General features: G+C 74.8%; 11 protein-coding genes and 2 pseudogenes. 9 read left to right on the forward strand and 4 right to left on the reverse strand.

What is annotated here, in order from left to right; all coding sequences use genetic code 11:
• Positions 1-33: 33 nt before the first annotated feature.
• Together KSP35_RS01420 and KSP35_RS01425 are read right to left on the reverse strand one after the other, a co-directional pair.
• Positions 34-912 (reverse strand): proteasome assembly chaperone family protein, encoded by an 879-nt coding sequence (locus KSP35_RS01420; RefSeq protein ID WP_216998470.1) that lies wholly within the window; start codon positions 910-912, stop codon positions 34-36.
• 1 nt (position 913) lies between these two features.
• Entirely contained in the window at positions 914-1,954 is a 1,041-nt protein-coding gene (locus KSP35_RS01425) for a phosphotransferase family protein (RefSeq protein ID WP_216998471.1), read from the reverse strand.
• 63 nt (positions 1,955-2,017) lie between these two features.
• Here KSP35_RS01425 and KSP35_RS01430 point away from each other — a divergent pair, with 63 nt between their 5' ends.
• The 6 genes and pseudogenes from KSP35_RS01430 (at position 2,018) to KSP35_RS01455 (ending at position 8,577) form a co-directional block, all read left to right on the forward strand.
• Entirely contained in the window at positions 2,018-2,746 is a 729-nt protein-coding gene (locus KSP35_RS01430; RefSeq protein ID WP_216998472.1) for a tetratricopeptide repeat protein, read from the forward strand.
• A gap of 82 nt (positions 2,747-2,828) precedes the next feature.
• A complete protein-coding gene (locus KSP35_RS01435) occupies positions 2,829-3,176 on the forward strand; it encodes a DUF4157 domain-containing protein (RefSeq protein ID WP_216998473.1) in 348 nt (115 codons plus the stop codon).
• Positions 3,177-3,186: 10 nt separating this feature from the next.
• Positions 3,187-3,969, forward strand: a pseudogene (locus tag KSP35_RS01440) (ABC transporter ATP-binding protein); the annotation flags it as partial.
• 167 nt (positions 3,970-4,136) lie between these two features.
• Positions 4,137-5,855 carry a hypothetical protein gene (locus KSP35_RS01445; RefSeq protein WP_216998474.1) on the forward strand — a complete coding sequence of 573 codons (1,719 nt, stop codon included), beginning with the start codon at positions 4,137-4,139 and terminating at the stop codon, positions 5,853-5,855.
• A 92-nt stretch (positions 5,856-5,947) separates the two neighbouring features.
• Positions 5,948-6,829 carry a ComEA family DNA-binding protein gene (locus tag KSP35_RS01450; RefSeq protein ID WP_216998475.1) on the forward strand — a complete coding sequence of 294 codons (882 nt, stop codon included), beginning with the start codon at positions 5,948-5,950 and terminating at the stop codon, positions 6,827-6,829.
• Positions 6,826-8,577, forward strand: coding sequence for a ComEC/Rec2 family competence protein (locus KSP35_RS01455; RefSeq protein ID WP_216998476.1), 1,752 nt, complete (start codon positions 6,826-6,828; stop codon positions 8,575-8,577). The genes KSP35_RS01450 and KSP35_RS01455 overlap by 4 nt, the downstream gene beginning before the upstream one ends.
• Before the next feature lie 315 nt (positions 8,578-8,892).
• On the opposite strand, the pseudogene KSP35_RS01460 reads toward KSP35_RS01455, so the two are convergent.
• Positions 8,893-10,731 (reverse strand): annotated as a pseudogene (locus tag KSP35_RS01460) (DUF222 domain-containing protein); the annotation flags it as partial.
• A 545-nt stretch (positions 10,732-11,276) separates the two neighbouring features.
• On the opposite strand from KSP35_RS01460, the gene KSP35_RS01465 reads away from it, so the two are divergent.
• A complete protein-coding gene (locus KSP35_RS01465; protein ID WP_216998477.1) occupies positions 11,277-11,801 on the forward strand; it encodes a hypothetical protein in 525 nt (174 codons plus the stop codon).
• Positions 11,798-12,847 (forward strand): DNA polymerase III subunit delta, encoded by a 1,050-nt coding sequence (gene holA, locus KSP35_RS01470; protein ID WP_216998478.1) that lies wholly within the window; start codon positions 11,798-11,800, stop codon positions 12,845-12,847. The genes KSP35_RS01465 and holA overlap by 4 nt, the downstream gene beginning before the upstream one ends.
• Before the next feature lie 98 nt (positions 12,848-12,945).
• Here the strand turns inward: holA and rpsT are convergent, their stop codons facing one another.
• Entirely contained in the window at positions 12,946-13,221 is a 276-nt protein-coding gene (gene rpsT, locus KSP35_RS01475; protein WP_216998479.1) for a 30S ribosomal protein S20, read from the reverse strand.
• 172 nt (positions 13,222-13,393) lie between these two features.
• Here rpsT and lepA point away from each other — a divergent pair, with 172 nt between their 5' ends.
• Positions 13,394-15,178, forward strand: a complete 1,785-nt coding sequence (lepA, locus tag KSP35_RS01480) for a translation elongation factor 4 (protein ID WP_216998480.1) — start codon at positions 13,394-13,396, stop codon at positions 15,176-15,178.
• Positions 15,179-15,180: the final 2 nt, after the last annotated feature.

Genomic DNA, 15,180 nt, shown 5'->3' on the forward strand with positions numbered 1-15,180 from the left:
TCGGCTGCGTGGTCGGGGATCAGCGGCCGACGATCAGGAGTCGCCCTGGTCGCGCAGGAAGCGCTCGACCTCTTCGGCCAGCTCGTCGGCCGACGGCAGCGCGTCGGACGGCGCCGGCCCGGCCTCGGCCACCTGCTGGTCGTGGCGGGCCTCGAGGGCGTGGAGCATCCCGAGGTGGTCGCTGTTGGTGGACATGGCGGTGTCGATCCGGTTCCGGGTGCGCTCGGCGTCGCCCACCAGCTCGCCCTTGGGCAGGCGCAGGCCGGCGGTGCGCTCGAGCTGGTCGAGGAGGGCCAGGGCGGCGGCCGGGTACGGCGTGGGCTCGCCGCTCACGTAGTGGGGGACCTGGGCCCAGAGGCCGACGGCGGGGAGGTCGAGCTCGGCGCAGCGGAACTCCAGCGCCGCCTGCACGCCGGCGGGGACCTCGAGCGACCCGCGCAGGAGGCCCGACACCGACGCCAGCTCGGCGCTCGACGCGGTGACCGACATGGTGACCGGACGGGTGTGGGGCACGGTGGCCGGATAGGCGCCGAGGCCGACCACGAGGCGGGTGCCGAAGTCCTGGGCCAGCTCGATGGTGGCCTCGGTGAAGCCACGCCACGCGTGGTCGGGTTCGGCGCCCAGCAGCAGGAGCACGTCGTTGCCGTCGAGGTCGGTGCCAGCGCGCAGCTCGATGCCGGGCCACGAGAGGCCGGTGTTGACGCCGTCGACCAGGTGCATGATCGGGCGCCGGGCCCGGTGGTCGAGCAGCTGGTCGGCGTCGAAGGTGGCCACCGGGTACGTGTCGAGGCCCTGGAGCAGGGTCTGCACCGCGGTGCCGGCCGAGTAGCCGGCGTCGATCCAGCCCTCCAGCACCATGATCAGCACGGGGGAGTCGAGCGAGGGCTGCTCGTGGAGGTCGTAGAGCGCCACGTCAGGTGCCGATCTTGTCGAGGGAGGCCAGGGAGGCCTGGCCCAGCAGGTTGACCATGTCGCCGAAGGCGTCGCCGCTGGCGCCGTCGTCGCCCATGGCGCCGGCCTGGTAGCGCACGGCCACACCCTGGAGGATGCACGCCAGCTTCCAGTAGCCGAAGGCCACGTAGTAGTCGAGGTCGCCGACCGAGCGGCCGCCGGCCGCCTCGTAGGCGGCCACCAGCTCGGCCCGGCTCGGGAAGCCGTCGAGGACGGTGGCGGCGCCGGGAAGGGCGGCGTAGGGGTCGCCGGGCTCGGTCCAGTAGACCATCAGCACCCCGAGGTCGGCGAGCGGGTCGCCGAGGGTGCAGATCTCCCAGTCGAGCACGGCGATGACCTCGCCGGCGTCGTCGACCATGCAGTTGTCGAGCCGGTAGTCGCCGTGGACGATGGCGGCCGGGCCCTGCTCGGGGATGTTCTGGAGGAGGCGGTCGTAGGCCTCGGTGACGGGGCCGGTCTGGCCCTCGCTGTTCTCGAACTGGCCGTTCCACCGCTTGAGCTGGCGGGCGACGTAGCCCTCCTTGCGGCCGAGGTCGCCCAGGCCGACGGCGTCGGGGTCGATGGCGTGGATCTTGGCCAGGGTCTCGGCGATGGAGAGCCCGGCGCGCCGGCGCACCTCGGGCGACACGTCCTCCGCGGCCCGGGCGTCGCGCAGCACGAGGCCGTCGACGAAGGACATGACGTAGAACGGCGCCCCGTCGTTGACCTCGGGGTCGGTGCACAGGCCGACCACCGGCGCGACGGGCACGTCGGTGGGGGCGAGGGCGGAGATGATGCGGTGCTCGCGCCCCATGTCGTGGGCGGTGGCCAGCACGTGGCCGCGCGGCGGGCGGCGCAGCACCCAGGCGCCGTCGGCCTGGTCGGTGACCCGGAAGGTGAGGTTCGAGCGTCCGCCGGCGATGAGCTCGAAGGCCAGCGGGGGGACGGCCTCCGGCGCGTGCTCCGCGAACCAGGCCGTCACGTGGTCGACGTCGATGCCGGGGACCGGCGAGGTGGCAGTCATCAGCGGTCAAGCTACCCGGCCCGGTGGGCGGACCCGGTGGGGCCCGCCGATAGCGTGCGAGCCATGGTCGATGTCACCGATGCCACCTTCGAGCAAGAGATCTTGGAGCGCTCCGACTCCGTCCCGGTGGTGGTGGACCTGTGGGCACCGTGGTGCGGCCCGTGCCGCACGCTCGGCCCGATCATCGAGAAGGTGGTCGACGAGGCCGACGGCGACGTCGTGCTGGTCAAGGTCAACACCGACGAGAACCCGGGCCTGACCCAGGCCTTCCAGGTGCAGGGCATCCCGGCGGTCCACGCCGTGTACCAGCGCAAGGTCGTGAACAGCTTCGTGGGGGCCCAGCCCGAGGCCAAGGTCCGCGAGTTCATCGACTCGCTGCGCCCCTCGGAGCAGCAGCGCGAGATCCAGGCGCTGCTCGACGCCGGTGACGAGGCCTCGCTGCTGCAGGTGCTCGAGCTGGACCCCGGCCACCCCGTCGCGGTGGTGGGCCTGGCCGAGCTGTACGTGGCCGACGAGCGGCCCGAGGACGCCCTCGCCATGTTGGCCAAGGTGCCGGAGTCGGCCGAGACCCGCCGCGTGGCCGCCCTGGCCCGCACCGGCGCCCCCGAGGCCACCGACGAGGACGGCGCCCCGGTGCTGCTCGACGTCGAGGACAAGCTCAACGACCTGCTGACCCGGGTGAAGGGCGACGACGACGCCCGCCAGGAGTACCTCGACCTGCTCGAGCTCATGGGCCCCACCGACCCCCGCACGGTCGAGTTCCGCCGGGCGCTGAGCAAGCAGCTGTTCTGAGCGCTCCCGGCCGTCGCCTCGCCGCCGCTGACCGGTCGACCATCCGCGCCGGCCGTCGTCGGAGGGGCAACGCTTCGGGGCCATGGGGACGTCGCTCCGGATCGGTCGGATCGAGCAGCGGCCGGGCTACCGCCTGTGGGTGGGTGGTCCGGTGCCGCACGGGGCCGACGCGTGGACGCTCGGCTCGCTCGTCATCGTCCGTGCTCGCTTCGCCGATCGCACGCACCTGCTGACCCACGAGCTCGAGCACGTGCGCCAGTGGCGCGAGCAGGGCCCCCTGGGGTTCCTGCGGGCCTACCTGGCCGCCTACGTGGGCTGGCGGCTGCGGCTCTACCCCCACGCCGCGGCCTACCGCCGGATCCCCGCCGAGGTGGCGGCGGAGTGGCGGGCCCGACGGCGCCTGCACCTCGGATGCGACGGACCGGCCTAGCGTCGACCCGGTGAGCGGCGACGAACGGACGGCCCCGGGCGGCGCCGCGGTGGAGGTCCGGGGCCTCTGGAAGCGCTACGACCAGCACGTCGCCGTGGGCGGCATCGACCTCCGCGTGCCGCACGGCTGCTTCTACGGCCTGGTCGGCCCGAACGGCGCCGGCAAGACCACCACCATCCGCATGATGACCGGCCTCCTGCGCCCCGACGCCGGGCTGGTCTGGGTGGCCGGCCACGACGTGTGGGCCGACCCGCCGGCGGCCAAGGCCCGCATCGGCGTGCTGCCGGACGACGTGAAGCTCTACGACCGCCTGTCGGGCCTCGAGCTGCTCACCTACACCGGCCTCCTGCGGGGCCTGGACCCGGGCCTGGTGGCCGATCGCACCCGCGACCTGCTCGAGGTCCTCGACCTGGTCGGCGCCCAGGACACCTTGGTCGTCGACTACAGCACCGGCATGCGCAAGAAGGTCGCCCTCGCGGCGGCCCTGCTGCACGGGCCCCAGGTCCTGTTCCTGGACGAGCCGTTCGAGTCGGTCGACCCGGTCTCCACCCGCACCATCCGCGAGGTGCTCGAGCGCTTCGCCGGCGCCGGTGGGACCGTCGTGTTCTCCAGCCACGTGATGGAGGTGGTCGAGCGGGTGTGCGACCGCGTGGCCATCGTCGCCCGCGGCCGGATCATCACCGAGGGGGAGGTGGACGACGTCCGCGGCGGTCGCCGGCTGGAGGACGTGTTCATCGAGCTGGTCGGCGGCCGTGAGGCCGGGGCCGGCGCCCTGGGCTGGCTCGACGGCGGCACCCCCGTGGTCGACGCGCCGCCGGACCCCGACCGGCCGCCCCGCCCGTTCGACGGCTCGGCCCCGCCGCCGCCGACGGCGTTCCCCCCGCCCCCGGGCCCTCCGCCGCCGCCGCTCCCGCCGCCCGCCCCGGCGCCGCCCCCGGGCGCGGCGCCGCCGGCTTCGCGGTGAGCGCGGTCGCGCCCCTCGCGGTCGATCGGGCTCGGCCGCCCGGGCTCACCCGCGTGCTGGTCCGGCTCAAGCTGCGACTGGTGGTCAACCGGGCCCGCAGCACGCGCAACGGCAGCTTCGGGCTGGCGATGAGCGTCCTCTTCGGCGTGGCCGCGGCCGGCGCCGGGCTCCTGTTCGGCCTGGTGGCCGGCCCCACCCTGGAGCCGCACGATCGCGACGCCATCCTGGTCCTGGCACCCAACCTGCTCGTCCTGGCGTGGGCGGTGCTGCCCCTGGCGACGTTCGGCAACGACGAGACGCTGGACCCGGGCCGGCTGGTGCTGTTCCCGCTGCGGCGGGGACCGCTGCTGCGCGGCCTCCTCGCCGCCTCGTTCGTCGGCCCGGTGCCGGTGGCTGCGGTGACGACCACGGTCGGCGTGGCCATCGGCTTCGGCGGTGCTTCCGGGGTGCTCGTCGCCCTGCCCGCCGGCGCCCTCGCCCTCGTGATGGCGGTGGCCGCGTCCCGAGCGCTCTCCACCACCCTGGCCGCCGCCCTGTCGAGCCGACGGTCACGCGACGCCGCCATCGTCATCGGCTCGCTCATCGCCGTCAGCTTCCAGTTCCTGCGCTTCGTGCGGTTGCCGTCGGTCTCCGCCTCGGTGCTCGACCACATCGTCGCCGTGGCGCGGTGGACCCCGCCGGGGCTGCTCGGACGGTCGGTCGTGGAGGCGCGTGGCGGCCACTGGCTGGTCGCGCTGGCCGCCCTGGTCCCGGCGCTCGTCGTGGTGCCGCTGCTGCTCCTCTGGTGGGGCAGGGCCCTCGACCGGGCGCTCACCGTCGTGGTCAGCGGGTCGACCCCGTCGCGCCGTCGACGCGACGCCGCAGCCGCTGCGGCAGCGGCTGGTCCGGCGGGGCCTGCCCCTGGCGGCTCGCCGCCTAGGCCGGCGCTGGCCCTGCTCCCGGCGTGGCTGCCGTTCGTACCGGCCTCACCGGTGGGCGCGGTGGCCGCCCGTGACCTGCGGTACTCGTGGCGCGACCCGCGCCGGAAGTCGGCCCTGCTGGTGCGCACCCTGCTGGCCGTGGGCGGCCCGATCTGGCTGCTGGTGCAGGCGGGCGACCCCCCACCAGAGGTGGTGCTGCTCGCCGCCGGCGTCGCCTACGTCGCCGTGCTCGGGTCCTTCAACCAGTTCGGCCTCGACGGCGGGGCGCTCTGGAGCGACCTCGCCTCGGGGGACCGCCTGCGCACGCTGCTGGTGGGCAAGAACCTCTCGGCCCTGCTGCAGGTGGTGCCGGCCGTAGCCGTGTCCAGCGCGGTCCTCGCCGTCGCCACCGGTGGCTGGGTCTACGTGCCGGCGGCGCTGCTGCTCGGCGCAGGAGCGGTGGGCGTCGGCCTCGGTGTCGCCGACGTCGTGTCGATCAAGGTGCCGTTCAAGGTGCCCGAGAGCCGTGGCCCGTTCGGCGGCGGTGCGTTCGGCGCCGGAGGCGGCGGGCAGGGCTTCGTCACGGGGCTGACCCTGTTCGCGGCGTCGTTGGTGCAGAACCTCGTCCTCGCCCCGATCGCCGTCGCCTCGGGGCTGGCGGTGGCCTTCGCCCCCGCCGCCCTGCTCGTGGTGGCGCCGGTCGGCGCCGCCTACGGCTACGGCATCTGGCGTGCCGGCCTGGGCATGGCCGTGCGCCAGGGCTGGTGGCGCGAGCCCGAGCTGCTCGCCGCCGTCGACCCCGCCCGCTCCGGCTAGCCGCAGGCTGCAGGTGGTCGACGGTGGCCCGACGCACCGGTACCCTCGACCCCGAGCCTTCCCCTCCCCGCACCACCGCGCCTGGAGGAGCCATGGCTCACCCGTCCCCCTCGTCCACCGTCTCCACCGACGGTGCCCCGGACCCCCTCGACCCGTTCGGCGGCCCGGATCCGCTGCAGGGGTTGCGGCCGCTCGCGCCGGAGTCGCCTCGCGAGCGGTGGGAGCGCTGGTGGGCTCGGGCCCGGCGTTCGCCGCTGCGCCTCGTCGGTGCCGCGCTCGGCGTCCTGGTGGTGGCGGCGGTGGCCTGGTGGCTCCTCCGTCCGCCGGCCCCGCCCATCGAGTCGGCGCTGCCGCTGGCCTCGTCGTCGGGCTCGTCGGGCTCGTCCGGCGACGGGTCGGGCGGCGGTTCGGGCGCGAGCACCGGCGCAGGTGCCGGGACCGCGGGCGACGTCGGGGTGGGCTCGGCCAGCAGCACCACGGCGGCGCCGGACCTGGTGGTGCAGGCATCGGGAGCCGTGGCGCACCCCGGCGTCTACCGGCTGGCTGCCGGGGCCCGGGTCGACGACGTGGTCCGGGCCGCAGGTGGGCTCGGTCCCCAGGCCGACGCCGACCGGGTGAACCTCGCCGCCCCCGTGGCCGACGGCGAGCGGGTCTGGATCCCGCGCACCGGCGAGGACGCCCCGCCGGACGTGGTGGCCGGGGGCGGCGGCGGGACGTCGACCGGGTCGGGGGCAGGGACCGGCGGGGCGGGCAGCGGAGGAGCGGGGTCGACGGCCCCCGCTGGTCCCGTCGACCTGAACCAGGCCACCGCCGAGCAGCTCGACACCCTGCCCGGGGTCGGTCCCGCCACCGCCACGGCGATCCTGGCCTACCGCGACGAGCATGGCCCGTTCACCTCGGTCGACGACCTGCTCGAGGTGCGGGGGATCGGCGATGCCAAGCTCGAGCAGCTCCGCCCGTTGGTCACGGTGTGAGCGCCCCCACCGAGCGCCCGCCGGCGGTGGCCTCCGGTCTCCCGCCGGCGCCGGCGGCACCGCCTCGGCAGCTGACCGACCGGGGCGCGGTGGCCCTCGCCGTCGCGGTCGCGCTCGGTGCGTGGTGGTCCCGCCCCCTGCCGTTGCTGCCGTGCGCCTTCGTGGTCGTGGCCTCGCTGCTGGCCCGACGACCCTGGCTGCTGGTGCTGGGCGGGCTGGTGCTGGCGTCGTCGCTGGGCGCTCGCTCGATGGCCGGCCTCGACCCGGTCGAGGCCGGGCCGTACGAGGGGCGGGTCACGCTGCTGGCCGACCCGACGCCCACCCCCTTCGGCACCCGCGTCGACGTGCGGGTGGGCCAGCAGCGGCTGGAGCTCCAAGCGGAGGGTGCGGCGGCCGGCTCGGTGGGCTCGGCCCTGGCGGGGGAGCGGCTGCTGGTGACGGGCCGGCTGCGACCGCCGCCACCTCGCTCGCCGTGGCTGGTGCCGCGCCACGTCGTCGGGCGGCTGGCCGTCGAGCACGCCGAGCGGGTCGACGGCGGATCGGCGCCGTGGCAGGCCGCCAACCGGTTCCGCCGCCTCCTCGGCCGGGGCGCCGAGGTGCTGCCCGAGACGGCTCGCTCCCTCTACGGCGGCTTCGTCCTCGGCGACGACCGTGACCAGCGCCCCGAGGTGGTCGACGACTTCCGTGGCGCCGGCCTCACCCACCTCCTGGTCGTCTCGGGCCAGAACCTCGCGTTCGTCCTGGTCCTGCTGTCGCCGGTGACGAACCGGTTGGGCCTGCGCTGGCGGTGGGTGGTGACGCTCGGCGTGATCGGCGCCTTCGGCGTGGTCACCCGGTTCGAGCCGTCGGTGCTGCGCGCCTCGGCCATGGCGGCGCTCGCCGTGAGCGCATCGACGGCCGGGCGGCCCGCCGCCTCGCTGCGGATCCTGGCCCTGGCCGTGTCGGGGCTCCTGCTGGTCGACCCCCTGCTGGTGCGGTCGGTGGGCTTCGAGCTGTCGGTGGGCGCCTCGGCCGGGATCGCCGTGCTGGCGGCCCCGATCGAGGCCCACCTCCGTGGCCCGGCGTGGCTGCGCGAGGCGCTGGCCGTCACCATCGCCGCCCAGCTCGGCGTGGCCCCGGTCCTGGTGCCCCGGTTCGGCGGCGTGCCCGTGGTGTCGATCGTGGCCAACGTGCTGGCCGTGCCGGTGGCGGGCCTCGTCACCACGTGGGGCCTCCCGGCCGGGGTGGTGGCCGGGCTCCTCGGCCCAAACGTGGCTCGCGTGGTGCACCTGCCCACCCAGCTGGCCATCTGGTGGGTGGCGGCCGTGGCGCGGGTCTCGGCGTCGCTGCCCCTCGGCGAGGTCGGCGGCGAAGGCCTGCTGGTGATCGTCACCGCCGGCGCCGTGGCCGTGCGGCTCGGCCGGCGGCGCCCCACCTGGCACTGGCCTCGCCGGGCGGCCACCGCCGTGGTCCTCGCCGCCCTCCTGGCCCCGGCGGTCGCCCTGCGCCACCCGCCGCCACAGCAGCAGGCCGCCGGCTTGACCATCGTCCGCCAGCAGGGCACGACCGTGGTGGTCCTCTCCGGCCGCGTGTCGCCCGCCGACGCCATGGAGGCGCTGCGCCTCGCCGGCGTCCGCCGCATCGACCTCCTCCAGGCCCCGTCCGAGCCCGACCCCGACCTCCTCCGCGCCCTCCGCCACCGCTGGCCCGTCACCCACATCCAGGTCCTCGAGCCGACCGACGAGCCGACCGACGGACCCGCTCCCTGAGCGCGGGCCCCTGGTGCGTGAGCAGGTTTCGGGCCGCGGGGGACCCGGCGGCGGAGGCGGAAGCCGGTGACCCCGGGCGCGGTCGAGGAGCCTCTGTGGAGCGCCCCGTGGCCGTGGCAGCAGACCACGGAAGGTTGGCGAGGTCGGTGAGGCCGCCGTGCTCGGAGGTGGAGCAGGTGGACGACCTGGGATCAGCAGGCTTCGGGGAGGCGGGGGGAGCCGGGTGCGGAACGGGGCCGGGACCAGGGTGCCGTCGGGGCGGCGGAGGCGGAGGCTGGTCGCCTCGGGAGCGGTCGAGAAGCCGTGGTGCAGGGCCTTGTGGTGGTGGCGGCAGACGAGCGCGAGGTTGGGCAGGTCCGTCGGACCGCCGTGCTCCCAGGGGAGGAGGTGGTGGATCTGACACCGCCACGCAGGCGCGTCGCAGCCCTCGATCTCGCACGTCCCGCCGGATCGGGCCACCAGGGCGCGGTGCTGGGCGGGGCCGGCCACCCGTCGACGACGGCCGAGGTCGATGGGCACGGCGGGGGCGCGGGCTAGCGCCCGAGACAGGTCCGCAGGATCGTCCACCCGCACCCGCTGGCTGACCTCGACGACCGTGCCGTCTCGGGCCAGCACCACCCGGCACACGTCGGCCCCTCGCTCGGCGAGGCGGGCGACGGTGGTGGGCGGGATCGGTCCGACCCCGCCGATCTCGCACACCGGCACGGTGGCCGGTCCGTTCGACGGCTGCGGACGGCCTGGCTCCGACCCGAGGTCGACCTCGGGCGGCAGGTTGCGGAGCCCGAGCCGCCGGTCGTCCACTGGCGGCCGTCGCCCGGGACGGTCGTCGTCCCCGGGCCCTCCACCGCCGGTCAGCGGTGTGTCTGCTGCTGCGGCGGCCTCGGACGGTGCAGGAGCGACCGCCTGCCCCGGGTCGCCATCGCCCGACCGGCACGGGTCGTCAGCACCACCGACGCCGGGGCGCAACCCGTCCTCGTCCTCGACCGGGCCGCCGCCCAGGGGGCCGCACGGCTCATCGTTCTCGTCGACGCCCCGATCGTCGGGCGCCGAGTCGTCGCTGCCGCCCGGATCGTCTTCACCCGGACGGCCACCACCCGTGCTCGCGCTCGGTCCGTCGGACCTACGGGCGCCCTGACCGCCGTCGTCGTCCCGGTGATCGTCATCGGGGCCCGGGCCTTCGCCAGCCCAACCGTCGTCGTCGCTCGGAGCCGGAGCGCGACGGCTACCGCCACGCCCGCCCGGCCCGCCGTCATCGCTCGGACCCGGAGCGCCGCCGCCGCCGCCGCCATCCCCGCCGCCGTCGCCGAAGCGGGAGCGGAGGGCGGCGAGGGTGGCGGGGTCGAGGATGGCGGTGAGCAGGGGGCGGGGGCCGCCGTGGGCGCTGCCGGCCTGGCAGCCGCGCTCGACGATGGCGAGCAGGGCGGCGGCGTAGAGCTCCCCGACGGAGCGGGCATCGTCGGCCTCGAGCTGGCCGGTGCGGCGCCAGGCGGCCAGCTCGGCGGTGAGGGCGCCGAGCAGCGTGGCCAGCGACTCGGGGCTGAGCTCGCCCTCCAGGTCCCCGCGGCCCTGGAAGCCCCGGAGGAGGCTGATGCGGTCGGCGATGGTCTCGGGGATGGGCGGATCGCCATCGGGCGCGTTGCGCCCCAGCCGCTCCAGCGCGCCGAGCCGCCACGCCTCCAGTGCCTGGCGGAGCGCATCGACCGTGAGCTCCTCGGCCAGCGCCACCAGCTCGGCCTCCTCCCGGTCGAACTCCTCGGCCACCACCTCGGTGCGGGCCCGGGTCAGCCACTGCAGCTTCTCGGCGCACAGCGTGCCGGCCGCCGCTGCTGCGCTGACGTGGGCCATGGTGCGGGCCAGGCGGGCCGTCTTCAGCGCCGAGCCCGCCGCGCTCCGCGAGCACCCCGTCTGGTTGGCCAGCCAGGTGGTCGAGGAGCGGGTGCCGTCGGCCGCCCATGCCAGCGAGGCGTCGAAGGCGCTGCGGATGCGCAGCGCGCTGCCGTCGAGCCGGCGCTGGACCCGGGCGTGGTCGCGGAGCCAGCAGGCCATGGCCGGCCCGTTGGCCGGGTCCGGGCGGGTGGCCAGGAGGCGAGCGACGGCGAAGCCGATGGCTTCGGGCGCTCCGTCCCGTTCCTGGTCCTCCGCTGCATCGAACATGTGTTCGATGGTACTTCACCTCCTTCGCAACAGCAACCGGAAGGGCGGAAAAGCACGAGAACCGCGACACCGGCGATTCCCGTCGCCGAGGGGCGCCTACCGACCCCGAGCGACAGGAATCCCGCTCGGCGCAACCAGCGAAGCCGACCGCTCTCGCCGAATCGCCCAGCCCCGCCTCCGTCGCGCCCTTCGTGCCGCAGCGCGGCCAGCGGCCCCCGTCCCGAGCACCCGAGCAACAGCTGGTGACGCCTCGCGCCGCCAGAGGACGCGGCGGCCCTCTGGCACCGCCGATGGTCGGAGCGATCGTCCACGGGCGGGCCGGTAGGGTCCGGGGGTGGCCGAGCAGCACCCCCTTCGAGCGCCCGCGAAGCCGGTGCCGCTGCTGCTCGGGCCGGGTGGCGACCTGGCCCTGATCGACCTCGCAGGGGCCGATGCCGCCGAGGCCCGGCGCCGCGTGGAGGCGTCGGCCGTCGCCGCCAGCGGCTCCCCGTCGGTCGCCGTCCTCGGCGCTCGCCCTGAGGCGGCCGCCGCCGTGGCGACCAGCGGTGCGCTGGTGGTCGTCGCCGTCGAAGGGGGGGCGACCCGCCATCGAGCGCGCCCGGGCCCTGGTGGGAGCGGGGGTCGCCGCCGATCAGGTCGTGGTCGAGGTGCCGTTCGCCGCCGGCCCGGTGCCGGTGGCCGCCGTCCGGGCGGTGGCCACCGCAGGCTTCGCCGCCGGGGCCTCCCTGGCAGCGCCGGCCGACCTGGCCGAAGCGTTCGACCGACGGACCGGTCCGGCTGACCGCCGCACCGTGGACGAGGAGCCCGCCGAACCCGGCACCCCGAACGCCACCACCGAAGCGCACGAACCGGCCACGCCGAAGCCTCCCGCGCCGGCCACGGTCGACGGGTGGGAGATCGGCGCCCTCCTCGGCGCCATCGGCCTCGGCGTGCGCACCGTGCGGGGCGTGGCGCCCGAGCGGTTCCGCCGCGTGGCCACCGTCCTGGAGCGGCTCGACGCCGCAGCCAGCGCCCGGGACGCTGCAACCAGCGCCCGGGCCGCCGCCACCACCAGCGAGGTGCGCTCGTGACCGCGCCCGTCTACCTGGTGAAGGGCTCCGACGACGTGCTGCGGGGCGAGGCGCTGTCGAAGCTGCTCGACGAGCTGGTGGGCACCGAGGACCGCTCGCTGGTGCTCGACGAGTTCGACCTGGACCTGCTGGACGTCGGCGGCGCCGACAGCCTCAGCGGGCCACAGGTCGACCAGGCCAAGCTGGCCGTCGCCATCGGCGGCGCCCAGACCCTGCCGTTCCTGACCGAGCGCCGCATCGTGGTGGTGCGCCGGGCCGCCCGCTTCACCAAGGCCGGCGAGATCACCGCCCTGCTCCAGTACCTCGAGGACCCGCTGCCCACCACGGTGCTGGTGGTGGTGTGGGAGGGCTCCTCGAAGCCGGGCTCCACCTTCGCAAAGCTGCCGCCCACCCTCACCAAGGCCATCACGGCCGCCGGTGGCGAGGTGGTCGACGGGGACCCGCAGGGCCGCAACATCGGTGGTTGGGTCAACGACCAGTTCGCGGAGGCCGGCCTCGACGTCGACCCCCGGGTGCGGGACAAGGTCGCCGGCTCGCTGGGCGAGGACGCCGGCGCCCTCATCGGGCTCATCGAGCGGCTCAAGGGCGCCTTCGCCCCCGGTACCCGGCTGACCGCCGATGACGTCGAGCCGTTCCTGGGGCCCGCCGGCGGCGTGCCGCCGTGGGAGCTCACCGACGCCATCGACAGCGGCGACGTGCCCACCGCCCTCGACCGCCTCCAGCGCATGATGCGCGGCGGCGACCGCCACCCGCTGGCGATCATGGCCACCCTGCAGGGCCACTACGTGCGCATGCTCCGCCTCGACGGGTCCGGCGTGCGCAGCGAGAAGGAGGCCGCCCAGCTCCTGGGCATGAAGGGCTCGACCTTCCCGGCCAAGAAGGCGCTGAACCAGTCCCGCAAGCTCGGCGGGCCGGGCATCCGCCGGGCCGTCGGCCTGCTGGCCACCGCCGACATCGACCTCAAGGGCAACAGCGCCTGGCCCGGCGAGCTGGTGATGGAGGTCCTGGTGGCCCGCCTCGCCCGGCTCTCGCGCTCGTCCCGCTGAGCCGTCCCCCGGGCCCAAAACGGCGAGACGCCCCGGCACCGAGGTGCGCGGGGCGTGGTGGCCGTGACCGGGCAGGCCCGGTCAGCGAGGGGTGCGGGTCAGGCGTCGGCGGCGGCGGAAGCCGCGGCGAGGCGCTTGGCCAGGCGGGACTTGCGCCGGGCGGCGGCGTTCTTGTGGATGACGCCCTTGTTGGCGGCCTTGTCGATGCGCTTCATGGCGATCGACTGGGCGACCTCGGCGTTCTCGGCGCCGGTCTCGGCGGCCACGACGGCGCCCTTGACGCGGGTCCGCAGCTCGGAGCGGACGGCCTTGTTGGCGAGGCGTCGCTTCTCGTTCTGGCGGTTGCGCTTGATCTGGCTCTTGATGTTGGCCACGGTGTTGCAGGCTCCATGCGGGTTCGTTTGAAAGCTTGGCAAACCTACTGGCCCGGAGGCCCCCGTGTCACACCCGGGCCCGGCGGCCGGGCGGGTGCGGGGCCCGGAAGGGTCGGTTGGTAGCCTCGTCACTCACCCTGGCGCCGCTGCCGCGCCCCGAGCCCGAGGCCCCATGGACCGTTCCAAGATCCGTTCGCTGAGCGTCATCGCCCACATCGACCACGGCAAGACCACCCTCAGCGATCGCATCCTCGAGGTCACCGGCGCCGTGAGCGCCCGGGACATGCGGGCCCAGTACCTCGACTCCATGGACATCGAGCGGGAGCGGGGCATCACCATCAAGCTCCAGTCCGTCCGGCTCGACTGGCGCGACCACGTGCTGAACCTGATCGACACCCCCGGCCACGTCGACTTCGGCTACGAGGTCAGCCGCAGCCTGGCCGCCTGCGAGGGCGTCATCCTGCTGGTCGACGCCGCCCAGGGCATCGAGGCCCAGACGCTGGCCAACTGCTACCTCGCCCTCGAGAACGACCTCGAGATCGTGGCCTGCCTGAACAAGATCGACCTCCCGGCCGCCGACCCCGACCTGTACGCCTCGGAGATCGAGAACATCCTCGGCATCCCGGCCGACGAGATCCTGCGCATCAGCGCCAAGACCGGTGAGGGCGTCCCCGAGCTGCTCGATGCGGTGATCGACCGCATCCCCGCTCCCAAGGGCGACCCGGACGAGCCGCTGCAGGCGCTGATCTTCGACTCGCACTTCGACCAGTACCGCGGCGTCGTGTCGTCGGTGCGGGTCATGAACGGCACCATGAAGACCGGCGAGAAGCTCCGGTTCATGCAGGCCGGCGCCACCTACGAGGCCGACGAGATCGGCGTGCGCAACCCGGTCCCCACCCCGGTCGCCGAGCTCGGTCCCGGTGAGACCGGCTACCTCATCGCCGGCATCAAGGACGTGGCCGAGGCCCGTTCCGGCGAGACCGTCACCACCGCCCGCAACCCCGCCCCCGAGCCGCTCGACGGCTACCGCGACCCCAAGCCCATGGTGTTCTGCGGCATCTACCCCATCGACGGGGACCAGTTCCCGGAGCTGCGCGAGGCGCTCGACAAGATGCGCCTCAGCGACGCCAGCGTCACCTTCGAGCCCGAGACCTCCGGTGCCCTGGGCTTCGGGTTCCGCTGCGGGTTCCTGGGCCTGCTGCACATGGAGATCGTGCGGGAGCGCCTGGAGCGCGAGTTCGACCTCAGCCTCATCGCCACCGCCCCCAGCGTGGCCTACGTGGTGAACAAGACCGACGGCTCGGTGCTGGAGGTCGACAACCCCTCGGAGATGCCGCCCACCACCGAGATCGAGAACATCGAGGAGCCCTGGTTCGACGTCACGATCCTGACGCCGTCGGACTACACGGGCACGATCATGGACCTGTGCCAGACCCGGCGCGGCGAGATGGACAAGCTCGAGTACCTCTCGCCGGAGCGGGTGGAGCTCAAGTACAAGGTGCCGCTGGCCGAGGTGGTCACCGACTTCTTCGACCAGCTCAAGAGCCGCACCCAGGGCTACGCCTCGCTCGACTACGAGGCCGCCGGCTACAAGGTCTCCAACCTGGTCCGGGTGGACGTGCTGCTGAACTCCACCCCGGTCGACGCCTTCTCCATGGTCATCCACCGGGACAAGGCCGACGACTACGGCCGCAAGATGTGCGAGAAGCTCAAGGAGCTCATCCCGCGCCAGATGTTCGACGTGCCGATCCAGGCGGCCATCGGCGGCCGGATCATCGCCCGCCAGACGGTGAAGGCGAAGCGCAAGGACGTGCTGGCCAAGTGCTACGGCGGTGACATCACCCGCAAGCGCAAGCTCCTCGAGAAGCAGAAGGAGGGCAAGAAGAAGATGAAGAACATCGGCCGCGCCGAGGTTCCGCAGGAAGCCTTCGTCTCCGCCCTCAAGCTCGACGACTGAGG

The sequence above is a fragment of the Aquihabitans sp. G128 genome (genome assembly GCF_019048865.1).
In the GTDB taxonomy this organism is placed as follows: domain Bacteria; phylum Actinomycetota; class Acidimicrobiia; order Acidimicrobiales; family Iamiaceae; genus Aquihabitans.

Bases quoted from the DNA above. Each gene is read 5' to 3' on its own strand.
- KSP35_RS01425 (WP_216998471.1), bottom strand. From the start codon at position 1,954: ATGACTGCCACCTCGCCGGTCCCCGGCATCGACGTCGACCACGTGACG.
- KSP35_RS01430 (WP_216998472.1), top strand. From the start codon at position 2,018: ATGGTCGATGTCACCGATGCCACCTTCGAGCAAGAGATCTTGGAGCGC.
- KSP35_RS01435 (WP_216998473.1), top strand. From the start codon at position 2,829: ATGGGGACGTCGCTCCGGATCGGTCGGATCGAGCAGCGGCCGGGCTAC.
- KSP35_RS01450 (WP_216998475.1), top strand. From the start codon at position 5,948: ATGGCTCACCCGTCCCCCTCGTCCACCGTCTCCACCGACGGTGCCCCG.
- lepA (WP_216998480.1), top strand. From the start codon at position 13,394: ATGGACCGTTCCAAGATCCGTTCGCTGAGCGTCATCGCCCACATCGAC.